19 protein-coding genes are annotated in these 19,181 nt (G+C 64.3%); 9 read left to right on the top strand and 10 right to left on the bottom strand.

The window, feature by feature from the left end; genetic code table 11:
* Positions 1 to 24: 24 nt before the first annotated feature.
* Together LPW39_RS17975 and LPW39_RS17970 are read right to left on the bottom strand one after the other, a co-directional pair.
* Positions 25 to 1,236: a pyridoxal phosphate-dependent aminotransferase gene (locus LPW39_RS17975; RefSeq protein ID WP_230778400.1), complete on the bottom strand. Its 1,212-nt coding sequence runs from the start codon at positions 1,234 to 1,236 to the stop codon at positions 25 to 27.
* 24 nt (positions 1,237 to 1,260) lie between these two features.
* On the bottom strand, positions 1,261 to 2,157 hold the full coding sequence (locus LPW39_RS17970) for an amino acid ABC transporter substrate-binding protein (protein ID WP_230778398.1): 897 nt from the start codon (positions 2,155 to 2,157) through the stop codon (positions 1,261 to 1,263).
* Positions 2,158 to 2,393: 236 nt separating this feature from the next.
* On the opposite strand from LPW39_RS17970, the gene LPW39_RS17965 reads away from it, so the two are divergent.
* From LPW39_RS17965 to LPW39_RS17925, 9 genes are all read left to right on the top strand, one after another.
* Positions 2,394 to 3,176, top strand: coding sequence for a FadR/GntR family transcriptional regulator (locus tag LPW39_RS17965; protein ID WP_230778737.1), 783 nt, complete (start codon positions 2,394 to 2,396; stop codon positions 3,174 to 3,176).
* Between the two features lie 243 nt (positions 3,177 to 3,419).
* Positions 3,420 to 4,397 carry a Bug family tripartite tricarboxylate transporter substrate binding protein gene (locus LPW39_RS17960; protein WP_133855934.1) on the top strand — a complete coding sequence of 326 codons (978 nt, stop codon included), beginning with the start codon at positions 3,420 to 3,422 and terminating at the stop codon, positions 4,395 to 4,397.
* Between the two features lie 63 nt (positions 4,398 to 4,460).
* Complete coding sequence (gene kdgD / locus LPW39_RS17955; protein WP_230778734.1) at positions 4,461 to 5,369, top strand: 5-dehydro-4-deoxyglucarate dehydratase; 909 nt, start codon at positions 4,461 to 4,463, stop codon at positions 5,367 to 5,369.
* A gap of 88 nt (positions 5,370 to 5,457) precedes the next feature.
* Positions 5,458 to 6,444 carry a 2-hydroxyacid dehydrogenase gene (locus LPW39_RS17950; protein WP_230778396.1) on the top strand — a complete coding sequence of 329 codons (987 nt, stop codon included), beginning with the start codon at positions 5,458 to 5,460 and terminating at the stop codon, positions 6,442 to 6,444.
* Between the two features lie 69 nt (positions 6,445 to 6,513).
* Entirely contained in the window at positions 6,514 to 7,962 is a 1,449-nt protein-coding gene (locus tag LPW39_RS17945; protein WP_230778394.1) for an aldehyde dehydrogenase family protein, read from the top strand.
* Between the two features lie 67 nt (positions 7,963 to 8,029).
* Complete coding sequence (locus LPW39_RS17940; RefSeq protein ID WP_230778391.1) at positions 8,030 to 9,016, top strand: DHH family phosphoesterase; 987 nt, start codon at positions 8,030 to 8,032, stop codon at positions 9,014 to 9,016.
* Positions 9,013 to 9,255 carry a cysteine-rich CWC family protein gene (locus LPW39_RS17935; protein ID WP_330166622.1) on the top strand — a complete coding sequence of 81 codons (243 nt, stop codon included), beginning with the start codon at positions 9,013 to 9,015 and terminating at the stop codon, positions 9,253 to 9,255. Before LPW39_RS17940 ends, LPW39_RS17935 begins: the two co-directional genes overlap by 4 nt.
* Positions 9,256 to 9,357: 102 nt before the next feature.
* Entirely contained in the window at positions 9,358 to 10,824 is a 1,467-nt protein-coding gene (locus LPW39_RS17930) for a DHA2 family efflux MFS transporter permease subunit (RefSeq protein WP_230778388.1), read from the top strand.
* A 56-nt stretch (positions 10,825 to 10,880) separates the two neighbouring features.
* Positions 10,881 to 11,648 (top strand): class II glutamine amidotransferase, encoded by a 768-nt coding sequence (locus LPW39_RS17925; RefSeq protein WP_230778386.1) that lies wholly within the window; start codon positions 10,881 to 10,883, stop codon positions 11,646 to 11,648.
* 64 nt (positions 11,649 to 11,712) lie between these two features.
* On the opposite strand, the gene LPW39_RS17920 is transcribed toward LPW39_RS17925, so the two are convergent.
* The 8 genes from LPW39_RS17920 to LPW39_RS17885 all read right to left on the bottom strand — a co-directional run bounded on the left by LPW39_RS17920 (position 11,713) and on the right by LPW39_RS17885 (position 19,000).
* On the bottom strand, positions 11,713 to 12,843 hold the full coding sequence (locus LPW39_RS17920) for an acyl-CoA dehydrogenase family protein (RefSeq protein WP_230778384.1): 1,131 nt from the start codon (positions 12,841 to 12,843) through the stop codon (positions 11,713 to 11,715).
* Positions 12,844 to 12,890: 47 nt separating this feature from the next.
* A complete protein-coding gene (locus tag LPW39_RS17915; RefSeq protein WP_230778382.1) occupies positions 12,891 to 13,559 on the bottom strand; it encodes an SDR family oxidoreductase in 669 nt (222 codons plus the stop codon).
* Positions 13,560 to 13,585: 26 nt separating this feature from the next.
* Positions 13,586 to 14,209 (bottom strand): MSMEG_1061 family FMN-dependent PPOX-type flavoprotein, encoded by a 624-nt coding sequence (locus LPW39_RS17910; protein ID WP_230778380.1) that lies wholly within the window; start codon positions 14,207 to 14,209, stop codon positions 13,586 to 13,588.
* Entirely contained in the window at positions 14,206 to 15,306 is a 1,101-nt protein-coding gene (locus tag LPW39_RS17905) for a hypothetical protein (RefSeq protein ID WP_230778378.1), read from the bottom strand. Before LPW39_RS17905 ends, LPW39_RS17910 begins: the two co-directional genes overlap by 4 nt.
* 27 nt (positions 15,307 to 15,333) lie before the next feature.
* Positions 15,334 to 16,515 (bottom strand): acetyl-CoA C-acyltransferase, encoded by a 1,182-nt coding sequence (locus LPW39_RS17900; RefSeq protein WP_230778376.1) that lies wholly within the window; start codon positions 16,513 to 16,515, stop codon positions 15,334 to 15,336.
* Positions 16,516 to 16,616: 101 nt separating this feature from the next.
* Positions 16,617 to 17,279 (bottom strand): carbonate dehydratase, encoded by a 663-nt coding sequence (gene can, locus LPW39_RS17895; RefSeq protein ID WP_230778373.1) that lies wholly within the window; start codon positions 17,277 to 17,279, stop codon positions 16,617 to 16,619.
* 48 nt (positions 17,280 to 17,327) lie between these two features.
* Entirely contained in the window at positions 17,328 to 18,509 is a 1,182-nt protein-coding gene (locus tag LPW39_RS17890; RefSeq protein ID WP_021024982.1) for an isovaleryl-CoA dehydrogenase, read from the bottom strand.
* 95 nt (positions 18,510 to 18,604) lie between these two features.
* Entirely contained in the window at positions 18,605 to 19,000 is a 396-nt protein-coding gene (locus LPW39_RS17885) for a MerR family transcriptional regulator (RefSeq protein WP_230778370.1), read from the bottom strand.
* Positions 19,001 to 19,181: the final 181 nt, after the last annotated feature.

The following is a 19,181-nucleotide window of genomic DNA, read 5'->3' as shown; positions in this document are numbered from 1 at the left end:
GCTTATGAAAAGCGCCTTGGTTGCTCAGCCTTGTGCCAGGCCGTCGATGGCAGAACGGATGTTCTTCAGGGCCTTCACCACCAGCGCAGGGTCGGTGGCGAACGACAGACGAACATAAGGCGACATGCCAAAGGCAGCGCCCGGCACGGTCGCCACCTTGGCGGCGTTGAGCAGGAAGCCCGACACGGCAGCATCGCTGTCCAGCACCTTGCCTTCAGCCGTGCGGCGGCCGATCAGGCTCTGGCATCCGAGGAACAGGTAGAAGGCGCCATCAGGCACCGACGACAGGGTCAGCTCAGGCACGATGGCCAGCTCGCTGCGGATGGTCGCCAGCCGGTCGACAAAGGTCTGGCGCGCCTGGCGCACGCAGTCCTGGTCGCCCAGCAGCGCCGCTTGCGCTGCGGCCTGCGCCACCGAGGTGGCGCTGGTGCAGCTTTGCGATTCGAGCTTGTTCATGCCGCCGATCAGCTTCTCGGGGCCTGCCGCATAGCCAAGGCGCCAGCCGGTCATTGCGTAGGACTTGGAGACGCCGTTGATGATCAGCATGCGGTCCTTCAGATAAGGACAGGCCTGGGCGAACGAGACAAAGGGCACACCGGTCAGGATGATGTGCTCGTAGATCTCATCGGACATGACCAGCACCTCGGGGAAGTCCTGGAGCACCTCGCCCAGCGCTTCCAGCTCGGCACGGCTGTAGACCGCGCCGGTGGGGTTGCCGGGGCTGTTGATGATCAACCAGCGCGTCTTGGCCGTGATGCTCTGGCGCAGGGCCTCGGGCGTCAGCTTGAAGCCCACCGCCTCGGAGCAAGGCACATAGACCGGCACGCCGCCATGCAGGGCCACGATGTCGCCATAGGACACCCAGCAAGGCGTGGGTACCACGACCTCATCGCCGCTCTCCAGGGTTGCCATGAAGGCATTGAAGATCAGCTGCTTGGCGCCGACGCCGGTGGTGATCTCGGCCACGGTGTAGTCGAGCTCATTGTCCTGCTTGAACTTCTGCGCAATCGCCTTGCGCAGGCTCTCGTTGCCGGCGGGCACGGTGTACTTGGTGGCCCCGGCCTTGGCCGCCGCCATCGCCGCATCGATGATGTGCTCGGGCGTATTGAAATCGGGCTCACCAATGCTCAGGTCGATGACATCGATGCCTTCGGACTTCATCTTCTTGGCCTGCGAGGAAATCGCCATGCTGGGCGACGATGGCAGGCTCTCGACTTTTTGACTTAGCTTCAACATAAATTCGCAATCGCTCAGTTTCTCTTAGATGCCCTTGTCATTGGGGTTGGCGTAGAGCGCCTTGGTCGAATCGCTGAGCGGGAAGTTGATGTTCACGTTGCGCGGAGGGATCGTGGCCATGAACCACTTTTGGTAGAGCGCTTCCATCTCGCCGGACTTGATCATCGCGTAGACGGTGTCATCGACCAGCTTCTTGAAGGCGGGGTCGTCCTTGCGCAGCATCACGCCATAGGGCTCGGTGCGCAGTGGCTCGTTCAGGATCACGTACTGGTCGCGCTGGGGCGAGGTGGCGATAAAGCTGGCCAGTTGCACGTCATCGAGCACAAAGGCATCGGCCTTGCCCGATTCGAACATCACAAAGGCTTCGGACGGGTCCTTGCCATAGACCTCGTTGAACTTCACGTTCTGGGCCTTCTTGTAGGCGCGCAGCAGCTGGATCGAGGTGGTGCCAGTGACGGTGGCCACATTGCGGTTTTGCAGATCGGCAATGCCCTTGACTGGCGAATCCTTGCGCACCGCCAGGGTCACGTTGGCCGAGAAGTAGCTGGGCGAGAAGGAGACCTGCTCCTGGCGCGCGATGGTGTTGGTCACCGGCGTGCAGTCCAGATCGACGGTGTTGTTCTGGATCAGCGGAATGCGGCTGGTGGGCGTGGTGATCAGGTACTTGATCTCAAGCTTGGGCAGGCCAGCGGCCTTTTGTGCTGCCTCGGCCACCTTCAGGCAGATGTCGTTGATCATGCCGATGGGATCCGCGTTGCCGTTGACCTTGTAGCTGAAGGGCACGGACATGTCGCGTGCACCGATGGTGATCGCACCGCTTTGCTTGATCTTCTCCAGGGTGCTGGGGGTCTGCGCTTGCGCCAGGGAAGCAGCCAGCAGGGTGACGGCACATACGGTGGTTTTCGAGAAAAGCTTGAGCATGATGGGAAAGTAGGTTACAACAAGGCATCAGTCATGTGTTGTCTGATGACAAGGCTGAATTATGATCACAGCTATGCCCAAAAGCCCCTCGGAATTACCCGCATCCCCGTCAATGGCATCCACCCCGGATGCCATTTGCCACGGTTGCCGTGCCGCACAAGCCAACGGCCAGACCCTTGTTCTGCCGGACCACAGCCATGCTTAAAAGCCCTTCGGAATTAGCCGCATCCCCATCGATGGCATCGGACTCGGCCGCCAGCCTGCGCGGCAGCCGTGCCGCCAAAGGCAGCCGCAGCCTGGCCAATCTGCTGTCGGAAGAGTTTGAAAACAAGATCCGCCAGGGCCTGTTGCAAGAGGGTGACAAGCTGCCCACCGAGACCGAACTGGTGCGCAGCTATGACGTGAGCCGCACCGTGGTGCGCGAGGCGCTGTCCAAGCTGCAGGCCTCCGGTTTGGTGGAGACCAAGCACGGCATCGGCACCTTTGTGCTGCCCGCGCGCAGCACGCCGGGCATGGTGCTGAGTGCCCATGAGTTGAGTGAATCGGTCGATGTGCTCGCCGTGCTGGAGCTGCGCATCAGCCTGGAGACCGAGGCCGCCGGCCTGGCCGCCACCCGGCGCCAGGAGCCGCATCTGCGCGCGATGCGCACTGCCCTGCAGGCCTTTGAGCAGAACTTTGCACTGGGCCGCGAGACCGTGAGCCATGACCTGGACTTTCACCTCAGCATCGCCAAGGCCACCGGCAACCGCTACTTCCAGGAGATCCTGCAGCACTTCGGCTCGATGCTGATTCCGCGCAACCGGATTGCCTCGATCCACATCCCCACGCGCGACCCGGACTACCTCAAGCGCGTGAACCGCGAGCATGAAGAAATCTTCTCTGCGATCGAGCGCCAGGATGCCGACTCGGCCCGCGCAGCCATGCGCATCCACCTGACCAACTCGCGCGAACGCCTGCGCCTGGCCCAGCGCCTGGCCCAGGAACAGCAAGCAGCCGGCGCGCCGGGCAGCGAACGCTAAACCACACACGCAACGGCCCCGCCCCGGGCTGTTGCGCTATAACCCAGCCCCTCAGCAGCTGAGCCAGCCAGCCCGCCAAAACACAGCAACAGGCCCGCGCCAGCACTCGAACCGAGGCCGCGCAAAGCGGTCTGAATCCCCACCCCCATCCCCCAGCCAAGCGTTTCCCCTAGTCCACCAAACCTTGGCGATCTATGTTTTAAGTTGTATGATGTCTTATATCTAAAAAGGAGACAGAGACATATGCATCGCCGTTCGCACCTGATCTATTCAGCGCTGGCCCTGGCTGCCGGTAGCTTGTTATCGACTCCGCTGTTGGCGGCCGATGCCTGGCCGAGCAAGCCGATCCGGCTGATCGTTCCCTACCCACCCGGCGGCAGCTCGGACATCATCGCCCGCTCGATTGGCCAGCTGATCTCGCAAGAGCTCAAGCAGACGGTGGTGATCGACAACAAGCCCGGTGCCAACGGCAACCTGGGGGCCGAGTTTGTGGCCCGCGCCCAGCCCGATGGCTACACCTGGCTGCTCTGTGACCTGGGTGCGCTGGCGATCTCGCCATCCATCTATACCAAGCTCAGCTTTGACCCGAGCAAGGACCTGCGTGGCGCCGCCATGCTGGCCTACTCGCCGCACATGCTGGTGGTGCACCCCTCGGTGCAGGCCAACAACCTGCAAGAGCTGGTGGCGCTATCTAAAAAGCAGGACCTGAACTTTGCCGTCACGGCCACCGGCAGCGCGCCGCACCTGGCCGGTGTGGAACTGGCCCGGCTGACGGGCGCCAAGTGGGTCTATGTGCCCTACAAGGGCGGCGTGCAATCGGTGCAGGACACCGTGGCCGGCCAGACCCAGGTGCTGATGAACGGCATGCTGGCCACCTACCCCCATGTGCAAAGCGGCAAGTTGAAGCTGCTGGGCATTTCCAAGAACACCCGCATGCCGCTGATCGCCGATGTGCCGACCCTGGCCGAACAAGGCGCAGCCGGCTTTGCCTCGGGCACCTGGCAAGGCGTGGTACTGCCAGCCAAGACCCCCGAAGCCATCATTCAGAAGGTCAACCAGGCTTTGCTGACCGCCATCCGCTCGCCCGAGGTGCGCTCGCGCCTGACCGGCCAGGGCGCCGAGGTGGTCACGATGACGCCGGTCGAGACCGACCAATTTTTCAAGGCCGAACGCCAGCGCTGGCGCACGGTCGTCCAAACCGCCAACCTGCAGCTCGATTGAGCCGCGCAGATTTGGCACTGTTGCATTAGCCCTCGTTTTTTTTGAAAGTTTGATATGAGCACCATGAGCCCCCAGGATGTGAAAAGCGTGATGAGTTCCGGACTGCTGTCCTTCCCCGTTACCGACTTCGATGCACAAGGCAACTTCAACGCCAAGGGCTATGCCGAGCGCCTGGAATGGTTGGCCCCCTACGGCGCCAGCGCGCTGTTCGCCGCCGGCGGCACCGGTGAGTTCTTCTCGCTGACCGCCGAGGAATACCCCGCCATCATCAAGACCGCCGTGGACACCTGCAAGGGCAAGGTGCCGATCATTGCCGGTGCAGGCGGCCCGACCCGCTTTGCGATCCAGTGCGCACAGGCTGCGGAAGCCGCTGGCGCCCACGGCATCCTGCTGATGCCCCATTACATGACCGAAGCCAGCCAGGAAGGCCTGGCCGCCCACGTCGAAGCCGTCTGCAAGAGCGTGAAGTTCGGCGTCATCATCTACAACCGTGGCGTGAGCCGCTTCACCCCCGAGACCGTTGCCAAGCTCTGCGAACGCAACCCCAACCTGGTGGGTTTCAAGGACGGCGTGGGCGACATCGAAGCCATGTCAGCCATGTACCTGACCATGGGTGACCGCCTGGCCTACCTGGGTGGCCTGCCCACCGCCGAAGTCTATGCCGCTGCCTACAAGGCGCTGGGCACGCCGGTGTACTCGTCCGCCGTGTTCAACTTCATCCCCAAGACCGCGATCCGCTTCTACGAAGCCGTGCGCACCGATGACCACGCCACCCAGCACCAGCTGCTCAAGGACTTCTTCATGCCTTACCTGAAGATCCGCAACCGCAGCGCTGGCTACGCCGTGTCCATCATCAAGGCCGGCGCCAAGCTGGTGGGCCACGATGCCGGTCCGGTGCGCGCACCGCTGGCCGACCTCAAGCCCGAGGAAGTCGATATGCTGGCAGCGCTGATCAAGAAGGTTGAAGCCTGATCTGCGTTGACCTCCTGGCCCGGTAACCCCCCGCAGCGCTGTGCTGCGGATGGTGCCGGGCTCTTTCCGTTGAAAGCCCCCTCCACACATGACTGCTACCCAACGCCCGCGCGTGCTGCAAATGGGCAAGATGCCGCTGCCCGCGCTTGATGCCGATCTGGCCCAGGAATTCGATACCACCGTGCTGAGCGCACAAGCGGACCCGCAGCAGTTCCTGGCTGCCCATGGTTCGGAGTTTGCCTACCTGGTCACCTCGGCCAGCATGGGCGCATCGGCCTCGGTGATCCAGGCCTTGCCGGCGCTGCGCGGCATCAGCAGTTTTGGCGTCGGCTTTGATGCGCTGGACCAGCAGGCCATCCTGGCCCAATCCGCCCGCGTGGGCTACACCCCCGGCGTGCTGGACGACTGCGTGGCCGACATGGCCTTTGCGCTGCTGCTGGACAGCGCCCGCCGCCTGGCAGCGGCCGACCGCTTTGTGCGCGCCGGCCTCTGGCCCAGCGAGCGCTTTGGCGTCTACACCCGCGCCTCGGGCAAGCGCCTGGGCATTCTGGGCATGGGCCGCATTGGCCGCCAAGTGGCGCGCCGCGCCAGCGGTTTTGACATGGAGGTGGCCTACCACAACCGCCGCCCGGTCAGCGATTCGCCGCACCGCTACATGGCATCGCTGCAGGAGCTGGCCGAGTGGTGCGATTTTCTGGTCATCACCGCCGCCGGTGGCGACGACACCCGCCACCTGGTCGATGCCAAAGTGCTGCAAGCGCTGGGCCCGCAGGGCTTTTTGATCAATGTCGCGCGCGGCAGCGTGGTCGATGAAGCGGCGCTGCTGGACGCGCTGCTACACCAGCGCATTGCCGGCGCCGGCCTTGATGTGTTCGAGGACGAGCCCCGCCCCCTGCCCGGCCTGCTGCAGCAGGACAACGTGGTGCTGGCACCGCATATCGCCAGCGGTACGCAGGAGACGCGCCGCGCGATGGCCGATCTGGTGCTGGCCAACCTGCGCAGCCTGATCGACCACGGCCAGCCGCTGCAGGAAGTGCCCTGGTCCCAGGCTGCGGCACAGGCCCGCGCTGCCTGATAACGTTTTGACGACGACCGAACCATCCACCCATTTCTTGAGACCAGGCCCCAACCGCCTGGCAAGCCCATGACGACACACAACAACCTTATCAACGGCAGCTGGACACCCGGCAAGACCACCTCTCCCAACACCAACCCCAGCGACCTGTCCGATGTGATCGGCCAGTACGCCCAAGGCGATGCCAGCGACGTGGATGCCGCAGTGGCGGCGGCCACGGCCGCCTTCCCGGCCTGGAGCGTGTCGGGCATCCAGGCGCGCCATGATGCGCTGGACAAGATCGGCAACGAAATCCTGGCACGCAAGGAAGAGCTGGGCGACCTGCTGGCCCGCGAAGAGGGCAAGACCCGGCCCGAGGCGATTGGCGAGGTGGCCCGCGCCGGCCAGATCTTCAAGTTCTTTGCCGGCGAATGCCTGCGCCTGGCCGGTGAGAGCCTGCCTTCGGTGCGCCCCGGCATTGGCGTGGAAATCACGCGCGAGCCCATCGGTGTGGTCGGCCTGATCACGCCCTGGAACTTCCCCATCGCCATTCCGGCCTGGAAGATTGCACCCGCGCTGGCCTTTGGCAACTGCGTGGTGATCAAGCCCGCCGACCTGGTGCCCGGCAGCGCCTGGGCGCTGGCCGACATCATCCACCGCAGCGGCATCCCCGCTGGCGTCTTCAATCTGGTGATGGGCCGGGGCCGCATCATTGGCGATGCTTTGGTGCAGCACCCCGATGTGGCTGCGATCAGCTTTACCGGCTCGGTCGGTGTGGGCCGGGGCATTGCCGAGGCCTGCGTCAAATCGGGCAAGAAGGTGCAGCTGGAGATGGGTGGCAAGAACCCGCAGGTGGTGCTGGACGATGCCGACCTGGCCCAGGCCGTGGAGCTGTCAGCCCAGAGCTGCTTTTACTCGACTGGCCAGCGCTGCACCGCATCGAGCCGCCTGATCGTCACCGACAAGATCTACCCCGCCTTTGTGCAGGCGCTGCAAGAGCGCATGGCCAAGATCAAGGTGGGCGATGCGCGCGCCGCCGGCACCGATATCGGCCCCGTCGTGAGCCAGGCCCAGCTGGAGCAGGACCTGAGCTATGTGGAAATCGCCAAGGCCGAAGGCGCCGTGCTGGCAACAGGTGGCAGCCGCATTGCCTGCCATACCGGCAGCGGCAAGGAAGGCTTTTTCATGCAGCCAGCCTTGCTGGTGGACAGCACACCCCAGATGCGCATCAACCGCGAAGAGGTGTTCGGCCCCGTCGCCAGCGTCATCCGCGTGCAGGACTATGAAGAGGCGCTGGCCGTTGCCAACGACACCGCCTTTGGCCTGTCTGCCGGCATTGCCACCACCAGCCTGAAGTACGCCAGCCACTTCAAGCGCCATGCCCAGGCCGGCATGGTGATGGTGAACCTGCCCACCGCCGGCGTGGACTACCATGTGCCGTTTGGTGGCCGCAAGGGATCGAGCTACGGCCCGCGCGAGCAAGGCCGCTATGCGCAGGAGTTCTACACCACGGTGAAGACCGCCTATACGCTGGCCTAAGCGTCTGACACGCGTCTGCGCAGTACCTGGCCACCCTCAGGTACTGCGCTTGGCGGAAAATGGCAGGATGAAACTTCTGCCCGACCTTTCTCTGCCGGTAAAAGCCGACATCAACGATCCCCAGCCCCTGATCCTCTACCACGGCCGCAACTGCCCCGATGGCTATGGCGCGGCGCTGGCGGCCTGGCTGTTCTTCTCCGGCAACGCAGAGTTTCGCGGCCTGGACCATGGCGAAATCCAGACCGTGGACGACCTGGGCCCGCTGGCCGGCCGCACGATCTACATCCTGGACTTTGCCTTTGGCCCCGAGCTGCTGGCGGCCATCGAAGCCCAGGCGCACAAGCTGGTGCTGCTGGACCACCACAAGAGCGCGGCCGAGAAGCTCAATGGCTACCAATGCACCTGCGGCGTCGTGCATTTCGACATGAACAAGTCCGGCGCACGCCTGGCCTGGGAGTTCTTCTTCCCCAAGGACCCCATCCCCGCGCTGGTGCTGCACATCGAAGACCGCGACATCTGGCGCTGGCAGTACCCCGAGAGCGGTGCCTTTCTGGCCGCGCTGGACATGGAGCCGCGCAGCTTTGAGCGCTGGGCCGAGATTGCGGCCTTCAGCCCCGAGCAGCTGAGCGCCTTCATGGCCCGTGGCGGCGCGATGGACGAGAAATACCTCAAGCTCTGCAGCGACATCGCCGAAGGCGCACAGCCGCTGGTGTTCAATGGCGTGGCCGGTCTGATGGTCAACGCCCCGGGCATGTTCCACAGCCAGGTCGGCGACATCTTGGCCAAGCAGAGCGGCACCTTTGCGCTGATGTGGAGCGCCAGCCCCAAGGGCGCCAAATGCGGCCTGCGCTCGCGCTCGGATTTCAACTGCATCCCGCTGGCCGAAAGCATGGGCGGCGGCGGCCATGCCCAGGCCTGCGGCTTCCGCATGGGGGTGGACCGCCTGCCCGAGCTGCTGGCCGGCAGCCTGACCGCCCGGCCCGAAGACGCACTGCCGCCCCCACGCCCTGCGCCAGCCGCCGCCCCCACCCCGGTGCCCACGGGCACGCCATGATGCCTGCCACCCGCACGGACAGCAGCACCTGGGCGCAGCAATGCCCCTTGTGCGGCCAGCGCAACGGCTGTGCCGTGGCCCAGGGCCTGCCTGCTGCCCAGTGCTGGTGCATAACCGCCGATATCGACCCCAAGGCCTTGCAGCGCCTGGCCCCTGCCGAGCGCGGCCAGCGCTGTATCTGCCCGGCTTGTGGCCGCGCGGAGCCCGATCCCGGCGCCCGCCCCAACCGGGGTGACTGACAAGCGCCAGCGCCAGGATCATCATCAAACGCCCGGGGCCCGCCTGCTTGCAGGCACCCCACCAGGCCCCCGCCACACGCGCCCATCCGCTCAGCCCACGCCATGCAGATACGACACCACACCTCCCAGGATCTGCGCAGCCTCTATGGGGACCGCTTTCGCTGGTACCTGCTGTTCAGCGTCATGGTGGGCACGATGGCCTCGATCATCTCCTCGACCATCTTCAATGTCGCCATCCCGGCGATGAGCCTGCACTTCCAGCTCGGCCAGTCGCGCGCGCAATGGGTGACCTCGTCCTTCATGGTGGCCACCACGGTGGCGATGCTGACCACGCCCTGGCTGCTGTCGCGCTACGGCTACCGCAACACCTACCTGGGCGCCGTGCTGCTGCTGATGCTGGGCGGCATTGGCGGGGGCTTCAGCAGCGACTACAACCTGGTGCTGGTGGCGCGCGTGGTCGAAGGCCTGGCGGCCGGCGTGATCCAGCCAATTCCAGCCATCATCATCCTGCATGCCTTTGCCGCCCATGAGCAGGGCCGCGCCAACGGCCTGTTTGGTATGGGCATCGTGCTGGCGCCGGCCATTGGCCCCAGCGTGGGCGGCCTGCTGGTCGACTGGATGGGCTGGCGCTCGGTGTTCTTCATGGTGGTGCCGCTGTGCCTGGCCTCGGTCTGGCTGGGGCTGAAGTTTGTGCCGGTCAGTGCGCCGGGCGGTGCCGCCGCCGACCGCCATGGCAACAGCCTGGATTGGTTGGGCCTGGCCATTGCCACCACCGGCACGGTCTGCCTGCTCAATGGCCTGGTGGCCCTGCATGGCAGCGGCTGGCAGCAAAGCGCCGTGCTGCTGGCGATTGCGCTGGTCTGCCTGCCCGCCTTCATTGGCTGGCAGCGGCGCCTGCTGGCCCAGGGCGGCAAGCCGCTGATGGACCTGCGCCTGTTTGCCAGCAAGCCTTTTGCAGCCGGCTGCATCGTGGCCTTCATCTACGGCGTGGCCTTGTTTGGCTCCACCTACCTGCTGCCGGTTTTCATGCAGCTGGGGCTGTCTTATTCGGCGTCGGTCGTGGGTACCACGATGCTGCCCGCCGGCCTGGTGCTGGGCGGCGTCATCGCGCTGGCCGGCCGCATGGCCGACCGCACTCCTGTGCACTGGCTGGTGATCGGCGGCCTCTCGCTGCTGGCGCTGTCCTTTGTGCTGACCGGTGTGCTGCAGCCTGGCTCGTCGCTGTGGCTGCTGGTCGGCTACACGGTGCTGGGCCGGGTTGGCCTGGGCTTCATCCTGCCGTCGCTGACCCTGGGCAGCATGCGCTCGCTGGACAAAAGCCTGATCTCACAGGGGTCGAGCAGCTTCAGCTTTCTGCGCATGCTCGGCGGCGCCGCCGGGGTGAGCCTCTGCGGCATCTTTCTGGAGTGGCGCGTGGCCTTCTACGCCAACCAGTCGCCCGCCATCGACATTGCGCTGGCCGAGCGGGTGGCGGGTTTTCGCGACACTTTTTTGATGCTGGCCGTGGTCTGCGTGCTCGCGGGCATCGCTGCCCGCCAGCTGCAGCCGCGTGCGGGCGCCAAGCCCTGAGCAGCTGGCGAATGGTCTACACTGGGCCATCCAACGGTTTCCAAAGAGTTTTTGCCATGTGCCAACTGCTGGGGATGAACTGCAACACCCCCACCGACATCAACTTCAGCTTCAGCGGCTTTTCGCAGCGGGCCGGCAATACCGACCACCACAGCGATGGCTGGGGCATCGCCTTCTTTGAAGAAGGCGGCCTGCGCCTGCTGGTGGACCACCAGCCGGCCGTCCAGTCGCCGGTGGCCGAGCTGGTGCGGCGCTACCCCATCCACAGCCGCAATGTGATTGCGCATATCCGCAAGGCCACCCAGGGCCAAGTGATGCTGCAAAACTGCCACCCCTTTGTGCGCGAGCTCTGGGGCAAGAACTGGGTGTTTGCCCACAATGGCGATCTCAAGGACTTCCGCCCGCGCCTGCACAGCCACTTTCACCCGGTGGGCGATACCGACAGCGAGCATGTGTTTTGCTGGCTGATGCAGGAGCTGTGGAAATCCCATGCCGGCACGCCCAGCATTGCCGAACTGACCCACACCCTGCGCGAGCTGGCGGCGCAGATTGCGCCCCATGGCACCTTCAACTTTCTGCTCTCCAACGGCGATGCGCTCTGGGCCCATGCCAACACCTTCCTCTGCTACACCGAGCGCGCGCATCCCTTCTCGCAGGCACAGCTGAGCGATGAGGACCTGAGCATCGACTTTGCCACCTGCACCACACCGCAGGACCGGGTGGCCGTAGTAGTGACAGCGCCACTGACCACCAACGAGCAGTGGACAGCTTTCCAACCCGGCGAGCTGATGGTGTTTGCCGACGGCCGGCGCCTGGCGCTTTAAGAGCCTGTTCAAATCAACAAACCCGGCAGCGCCGGGTTTGTTTTTAGTACGCCTGCAAAGGCCCTCAAGCCAGCGCGCGGGTGATCAGAATCTTCTGCACATCGCTGGTGCCTTCGTAGATCTGGCAGACCCGCACATCGCGGTAGATGCGCTCCACCGGAAAATCATTGACGACGCCATAGCCGCCCAAGGTCTGGATGGCGGCGCTGCAGACGCGCTCGGCCATCTCGCTGGCAAACAGCTTGGCCATGGCGGCTTCCTTCAGGCATGGCTGGCCGGCATCGCGCAGGCTGGCGGCATGCCAGATCAGCTGGCGGGCCGCCTCGATCTGCGTCGCGCATTCGGCCAGGCGAAAGCCGACGGCCTGATGGTTGATGATGGGCGTGCCAAAGCTCTCGCGCTCCTTGGCGTACTGCACGGCCACGTCAAAGGCGCTGCGCGCCATGCCCACGCTCTGCGCGGCAATGCCGATGCGCCCGCCTTCGAGCGCGCCCAGCGCAATCTTGTAGCCCTCGCCTTCGGCGCCGATCAGGTTCTCGGCCGGCACCACGCAGTTCTCAAAATTGATCTGCGCGGTATCGCTGCTGTGCTGGCCGAGCTTGTCCTCCAGCCGCGCGACCTGGTAGCCCGGGTTGTCGGTGGGCACGATGAAGGCGCTCATGCCCTTTTTGCCGGCGCCCTTGTCGGTCACCGCAATCACGATCGCCACCTGGCCGTTCTTGCCGCTGGTGATGAACTGCTTGACGCCATTGATCACATAGGCATCGCCCTGTTTGCTGGCGGTGGTGCGCAGCGCGCTGGCGTCCGAGCCGACATGGGGCTCGGTCAGGCAGAAGGCGCCCAGCATCTCGCCCTTTGCCAATGGTGCCAGCCATTGCTTTTTCTGCGCATCGCTGCCGTAGCGCATCAGGATGGCATTGACGGGGCAGTTGGTCACGCTGATGGCGGTGCTGGTGCCGCCGTCGCCAGCGGCAATTTCTTCCAGCACCAAGGCCAGGCTGATGTAATCCAGCCCTGCGCCACCGAGCGCATCGGGCACGCAGATGCCGTAGGCACCCAGCTGGGCCAGGCCCTGGTGGGCTGCCTTGGGGAACACATGGTCGCGGTCCCACTGCGCGGCGTGCGGCCACAGCTCGGCCTGGGCAAATTCACGCACCGCGTCGCGGATCATCGTCTGGTCGTCGTTCAAAAGCATCGGTTGTCTCCGGATTTTCTCGTTCTGTCGCTGTCTGCTTGGCGGGCTTACCAGTGCTTGGCGCGGCGGCCATCGTGGTGCAGCAGGCGCCCCTTGTCCGCATCGCTGACCGAGGCCAGGGTCTGGCGCATGCCGCTGACGCTTTGCTGCACGGTCAGCGGCGCTTCATTCCCGCCCATGTCGGTCTGCACCCAGCCCGGGTCCAAGGTGATCAGGCGCGCGCCGGGGTAGTCATGCTGGGCGGAGGCCACCGCCATGTTCAGCGCCGTCTTGCTGACCCTGTACAGCCAGGAATAGCTGTCATCCACACCTTCGATCTGTGACATCGACGACGAGATAAAGGCAAACACGCCGCCGCTGGCCTCGACTATCGGGCCGATCTGCGGCAGCAGTTGCATGGCGCCCAGCACATTGGTGTGCATCACCGCATCAAAATCGGCCTGGGTCGGCACCGTGCGGGCATTGGGCCGGCGGATCACACCGGCCACATACATCGCCAAGTCGATCTGCTGGCCCGCCAACGCCGTCGCCAGCGCGGTCACGCTCTCCGGCTTCAGTACATCGACCAGAAAAGCCCGCGCGCCCAGCGCCTGCAGCCGCGCCTGGGCCTCGCTATCACGCACGGTGGCCAGCACCGTCCAACCTGCCTGCACATATTCCCGCACCAGCTCCAGGCCGATGCCGCGCGAGGCGCCAATCACCAAAATCACAGCCATTCCTACGCCCTCCTCGGCGGTTGTCGTCACTGTCCCTGCTCTTGCAGAATTTGCTGCTGGTAGCGCGCCACCATGTCCGCCTGCGGCTCGGGCGCCGCGCTTGAGCCCATCTGGTCATGGATCATCTGGTTGAGCGTGGGCAGGGTGCTGCGCGCGATCTGTGCCTCGGCCTGCCACAGACGCGAGCGCATCAAAGCCTTGGCGCAGTGCAGATAGGCTTCGCGCACCTCGATCTCGATCACCAGCTTGGGCCGTTGGCGTTCGCCATCGAACACATCGATGAAGCGGGCCTCATCGCGCAGCTTTGCGGTGCCGTTGACGCGCAAGGTCTCGTCCACGCCAGGCAGCAGGAACAACAGCGCGATACGGGCATCGGTCAGCAAGTTGCTGAGCGAATCGAGCCGGTTATTGCCCCCGGCATCGGGCAGCAGCAGGTGCTGCGCGCCCTGGCATTTGACAAATCCTGGCGGGCCGCCCCGGGGCGAGGCATCGAGCATCTCGTAAGCTTGGCCGGCCGTGGCCACCACGCACAGCGGCGACAGCGCGATAAAGCGCTGGCAATGCACATCGAGGTGGTCGAGCTGTTTGGCCAGCGCGCGCTCGGCGGGCTGGGCGTACAGCGCGCGCAGTTGCTCGGTAGATTCGATCATGCAGCCTCCGGGTCACCATGTTCTGCATCGGCCGCCGCAGCGCCTGCGGCTGCATAGACGGCCAGATACGCATCCCAGGAGGGATCAAAAGACACGTCGACGCGCCCGGGCTGGGCCACCGCCTGCTGCTGCAGGCTTTGGCGGGCGGCTGCAGCGTCGTCGACGTAGTAGCAGGCAGTGCGCTCGCGCATGCCTTCGATACGGGTATAAGCCAGAATGCCGTTTTCCATGCGCTCCAGCGCCGCCTGCAAGCCTTCCTGTGCATCACGTGCCTGGTCCAGGGTCTCGCCGTCCTCAAACGCCAAGGTCCATTGGAGGCAGTAAGGCAGATCGGCGCGCGTGGCCACCGCATTGGCCGACAGGCGCAGGCCCAGCAGATCGGGCACGGCATCGGCGGGCGCATCACGGCGGCGTGCCTCCAGCATTTTCCAGCGGTCATCGTCGGCCGTGGGGAAGCGGTAGCTGCGCCCCAGGCTGTCGCGCAAAAAGGCATCGAACACGGCAGGGAAGGCCGACAGCGGGCCCACACCCGCAACCTCGGGCGCGAAGGCATCGACCACATCGACCGGGCCGACCCGCACCGCAAAGTCCCATTCGCCCAGGACATGGTCGAGCATGATGAAGGCCATGTGCTTGGCCAGTTCGCGCTGCTCGGGGGCGATGATCTTCTCAAAACCCAGCTCCAGGCCAACGATGCCGCCGGCATCGTAGTGGGCCACCAGCACGTCCGAGCAGGAGAGCTCCAGTCCCTCCATCGCCATGCTGAAATCGTTGATGGGGCTGCGGTTGCGGAAGGCCTGCACCTTGTAGCCCGGCAGGCTGGGCGCCGCACGCACCAGCGCCATCAGGTTCTCGAACTGGTCGACATTGCCATGGGCGCTGAACACCAGGCGCGAAAACAGACTGCCTTCCGAGCGCTCCAGCTCCAGCGCCAAATCGGGGGCGATGCGGGCCAGCATCTCGTTGGCCTGCACCACAAAGGCCTGGTTGGGCAACAGCGCCAGGTGGCGCTCCTGGTAGGCCAATTCCTGCCAGAAGGACTCGATATCCTTTGCCTGCAGCTGCCCCGGGCCGGGGCCCACCGATTCGTTCGTCATAGTTTCTCCTCTGTCAGGATGACTAGACTACATGATTTCAATCGCCATCGCAGTGGCCTCACCTCCGCCGATGCACAGGGTGGCCAGGCCACGGCGCTTGCCACGGGCCTGCAGCGCGTGCAGCAGGGTCACCAGGATGCGCGCACCGCTGGCACCAATGGGGTGGCCCAGCGCACAGGCGCCGCCGTTGACGTTGACGATGTCGTGCGAGACCTTCATGTCGGCCATCAGCGCCATCGGCACCACGGCAAAGGCTTCGTTGATTTCCCAGAGGTCCACATCCTCGACCTTCCAGCCGGCCTTTTTCAGCGCCTTCTCGGTCGCGCCAATCGGTGCGGTGGTGAACCACTCGGGCTCCTGCGCATAGCTGGCATGGGCCACGATCTTGGCCAGTGGCTTGCAGCCCAGCTCCTTGGCAGTGGATTCGCGCATCAGCACCAGGGCCGCTGCGCCATCGTTGATGCTGGAGCTGGACGCCGCCGTGATCGTGCCATCCTTCTTGAACGCCGGCTTGAGCGCGGCGATCTTGTCCAGACGCGCCTTGCCGGGGCCTTCGTCTTCGCTCACGGTGACATCGCCCTTGCGGGTGGAGACGGTCACCGGCGTGATCTCGGCCTTGAAAGCGCCGGACGCGGTCGCCGCCTGCGCGCGCTGCACGCTGGCAATGGCGAACTGGTCCTGCTGCTCGCGGCTGAACTGGTACTTGGCGGCACAGTCCTCGCCAAAGGTCCCCATCGAGCGGCCGGGCTCATAGGCGTCTTCCAGGCCATCGAGCATCATGTGGTCGAACACCTTGTCATGGCCCATGCGGTAGCCGCCACGGCCCTTTTTGAGCAGGTAGGGGGCATTGGTCATGCTTTCCATGCCGCCGGCGACCATCACATCGCGGCTGCCGGCCACCAGCTGGTCATGGGCCAGGATGGTGGCCTCCATGCCGGCGCCGCACATCTTCGACAGGGTCACAGCGCCGGTGCTCTTGGGCAGACCACCCTTGAACAGGGCCTGGCGCGCCGGGGCCTGGCCCTGGCCAGCCATCAGGCAGTTGCCGAACAGCACCTCTTCCACTTTTTCAGGGGCGACACCCGCGCGCTCCACCGCTGCCTTGATGGCCGCGCCGCCCAGGTCATTGGCCGAGAGCTCGGCAAAATCGCCCATGAAGGCACCCATGGGGGTACGGGCTGCGCCAACGATAACGACGGGATCATGCATCTGGTGTCTCCTGATTGAATTCGGGTCTTGTGCGGCAGGCCTCTCAGGGACCGCTCGCGCTGTAAAAAAGGCAGCCCTGGACGCAGGGATGCCTGGCGGGTTTAATCGCGCTTGCGCTCGGCCACCAGGGCCACGGCGCGTTGGTGGACCTCGGACAGCCCGCCAATGCCTGGAACGGTCATCTCCAGGTCGGTGATCAGGCCGTTCTTGAGGCTGTAGCACCAGCCGTGCAAGGTCACCTTCTGGCCGCGCGTCCAGGCGTCCTGCAAGATGGTGCTTTGCGCCACATTCACCACCTGCTCGATGGCATTGAGCTCGCACAGCGCATCATGGCGGTGCTGGGGCGGCAGGCTTTGCAGCAGGTCCAGGTGCTTGTCGCGCACATCGCGCACGTGGCGCGTCCAGTTGTCGACCAGGCCCAGGCGCAGGCCTTCAAGCGCCGCAAGCACGCCGCCGCAGCCGTAGTGGCCCACGACCATCAGGTCCTGGATCTTGAGCTGGTCCACCGAATACTGGATGGTGGACAGGCAGTTCAGATCGCTGGGCACGACCACATTGGCCACATTGCGGTGCACAAACACTTCACCTGGCTCCAGGCCGGTGATCTGGTTGGCCGGTACACGGCTGTCCGAACAACCGATCCACATGTACTTGGGGTGCTGCTGCGACATCAGGCCCGTGAAGAACCCGGGGCGGTCACGCTCCATCTGCTCTGCCCACAAGCGGTTGTGGTCAAACAGGTCTTTGATGGAGGTCGTAGTCATAAGGCTATCCTTTGTTGTGTGGGTATCAGGATGGCGCAGCGCAGCCGGTCAGCAGGTCTCTGCGAACAGCTCACGCCCAATCAACATGCGGCGAATCTCGCTGGTGCCGGCGCCAATTTCATAGAGTTTCGCATCTCTCCAGAGGCGGCCGAGTGGATATTCATTGATATACCCATTGCCTCCATAGATTTGCACGCCTTCGCCGGCCATCCAGGTGGCTTTCTCGGCGCACCAGAGGATAACGCTGGCACAGTCCTTGCGCACCTGGCGTACATGGTCTGTTCCGAGCAGATCGAGGTTTTTAGCGACCGTATAGGCAAAAGAGCGGCCTGCTTGCAGCACGGTGTACATATCGGCCACCTTGCCCTGGATGAGCTGGAACTCACCAATGCTCTGGCCAAACTGCTTGCGGTCATGGATGTAAGGCACCACGTTGTCCATCACCGATTGCATGATGCCCAGCGGGCCACCGGTCAGCACGGCGCGTTCGTAGTCCAGACCACTCATCAGCACCTTGGCGCCGCCATTGACCTGGCCCAGCACGTTCTCGGCCGGCACTTCAACGTTCTGGAACACCAGCTCGCCGGTGTGGCTGCCGCGCATGCCCAGCTTGTCCAGCTTCTGCGCAATCGAAAAACCGGGCATACCCTTCTCGATCAGGAAGGCAGTCACGCCCCGTGCGCCCATCTCCGGCTCGGTCTTGGCATACACGACCAGGGTGTCGGCATCCGGGCCATTGGTGATCCACATCTTGTTGCCATTGAGCAGGTAGTAGCCGCCCTTGTCCTCGGCCTTGAGCTTCATGCTGATGACGTCGGAGCCGGCGCCCGGCTCGCTCATCGCCAACGCGCCCACATGCTCACCGCTGATCAGCTTGGGCAGGTACTTGGCCTTCTGGGCTTCATTGCCGTTGCGGTTGATCTGGTTCACGCAGAGGTTGCTGTGGGCGCCATAGGACAGGCCCACCGAGGCGCTGGCGCGGGAGATCTCCTCCATCGCCACCATATGGGCCAGGTAGCCCATGTCGGCACCGCCATATTGCTCGGACACTGTGATGCCCAGCACACCCAGGTCGCCAAACTTGCGCCACAGGTCCATCGGAAACTGGTCATTGCGGTCGATCTCGGCGGCACGCGGCGCGATTTCGGCCTGCGCAAACTCGCGCACGGCGTCGCGCAGGGCGTCGATATCCTCACCCAACTGGAAATTCAGGCCTGGTAATCCGGACATGGTCTTGTCTCCTATCTATATGGCGCACCAGATGCCGCCGGCACGCCAAGGCGGTAGAGCGGCATCATTACGTTTACGTTCACGTCAACTATATATTATTTTTTTGACGGCTGCTTTGAGAGCAAAGCATGGGCTTCCTGCATATGCTCATCAATTTCTGCCAAGTTGGCCTGCAAATCTGCCAACTGCGTCTGCAGGCGCTGGCGATGCGCCGTCAGCACCTCGATAAAGCGGCTCAGCTGCACACCAGTATCGCGCGGCGACTCGTAGAGGTCGATGATTTCCTTGGCTTCCTGCAAGGTGAGCCCCAGGCGCTTGGCACGCAAGGTCAGGCGCAGGCGTGTGCGCTCCTTGGCCGAGTACACGCGCTGCTTGCCGCCGGTGCCGGTGCGCTCAGGGTGCAGCAGGCCCATGTCCTCGTAAAAGCGGATGGCCCGGGTCGTCAGATCAAATTCTGCTGCCAGCTGCCCGATGGAATAAGTCGGTGTCATGGTCCCCTTGTCTGTGCTTGTTGTTCTGGATGAGCCATTATGCGGCATGCACTGCCTGGCAGCGCTAGGGCAGCGGCCCAAAAGAAAAACCCCTCTACTCGGAGGAGCAGAGGGGTTGATCAGTATAAAAGCCTGACGATGACCTACTTTCACACGGGAATCCGCACTATCATCGGCGCGA

Source organism: Comamonas koreensis (assembly GCF_021026195.1).
GTDB classification, from domain to species: Bacteria; Pseudomonadota; Gammaproteobacteria; order Burkholderiales; family Burkholderiaceae_C; genus Comamonas; species Comamonas koreensis.
The sequence above is the reverse complement of the archived record's forward strand: the minus strand, read 5'-3'. Positions and strand labels throughout refer to the sequence as shown.

Bases quoted from the DNA above. Each gene is read 5' to 3' on its own strand.
- LPW39_RS17975 (WP_230778400.1), bottom strand. From the start codon at position 1,236: ATGTTGAAGCTAAGTCAAAAAGTCGAGAGCCTGCCATCGTCGCCCAGC.
- LPW39_RS17970 (WP_230778398.1), bottom strand. From the start codon at position 2,157: ATGCTCAAGCTTTTCTCGAAAACCACCGTATGTGCCGTCACCCTGCTG.
- LPW39_RS17965 (WP_230778737.1), top strand. From the start codon at position 2,394: ATGGCATCGGACTCGGCCGCCAGCCTGCGCGGCAGCCGTGCCGCCAAA.
- LPW39_RS17960 (WP_133855934.1), top strand. From the start codon at position 3,420: ATGCATCGCCGTTCGCACCTGATCTATTCAGCGCTGGCCCTGGCTGCC.
- kdgD (WP_230778734.1), top strand. From the start codon at position 4,461: ATGAGCCCCCAGGATGTGAAAAGCGTGATGAGTTCCGGACTGCTGTCC.
- LPW39_RS17950 (WP_230778396.1), top strand. From the start codon at position 5,458: ATGACTGCTACCCAACGCCCGCGCGTGCTGCAAATGGGCAAGATGCCG.
- LPW39_RS17945 (WP_230778394.1), top strand. From the start codon at position 6,514: ATGACGACACACAACAACCTTATCAACGGCAGCTGGACACCCGGCAAG.
- LPW39_RS17940 (WP_230778391.1), top strand. From the start codon at position 8,030: ATGAAACTTCTGCCCGACCTTTCTCTGCCGGTAAAAGCCGACATCAAC.
- LPW39_RS17935 (WP_330166622.1), top strand. From the start codon at position 9,013: ATGATGCCTGCCACCCGCACGGACAGCAGCACCTGGGCGCAGCAATGC.
- LPW39_RS17930 (WP_230778388.1), top strand. From the start codon at position 9,358: ATGCAGATACGACACCACACCTCCCAGGATCTGCGCAGCCTCTATGGG.
- LPW39_RS17925 (WP_230778386.1), top strand. From the start codon at position 10,881: ATGTGCCAACTGCTGGGGATGAACTGCAACACCCCCACCGACATCAAC.
- LPW39_RS17920 (WP_230778384.1), bottom strand. From the start codon at position 12,843: ATGCTTTTGAACGACGACCAGACGATGATCCGCGACGCGGTGCGTGAA.
- LPW39_RS17915 (WP_230778382.1), bottom strand. From the start codon at position 13,559: ATGGCTGTGATTTTGGTGATTGGCGCCTCGCGCGGCATCGGCCTGGAG.
- LPW39_RS17910 (WP_230778380.1), bottom strand. From the start codon at position 14,209: ATGATCGAATCTACCGAGCAACTGCGCGCGCTGTACGCCCAGCCCGCC.
- LPW39_RS17905 (WP_230778378.1), bottom strand. From the start codon at position 15,306: ATGACGAACGAATCGGTGGGCCCCGGCCCGGGGCAGCTGCAGGCAAAG.
- LPW39_RS17900 (WP_230778376.1), bottom strand. From the start codon at position 16,515: ATGCATGATCCCGTCGTTATCGTTGGCGCAGCCCGTACCCCCATGGGT.
- can (WP_230778373.1), bottom strand. From the start codon at position 17,279: ATGACTACGACCTCCATCAAAGACCTGTTTGACCACAACCGCTTGTGG.
- LPW39_RS17890 (WP_021024982.1), bottom strand. From the start codon at position 18,509: ATGTCCGGATTACCAGGCCTGAATTTCCAGTTGGGTGAGGATATCGAC.
- LPW39_RS17885 (WP_230778370.1), bottom strand. From the start codon at position 19,000: ATGACACCGACTTATTCCATCGGGCAGCTGGCAGCAGAATTTGATCTG.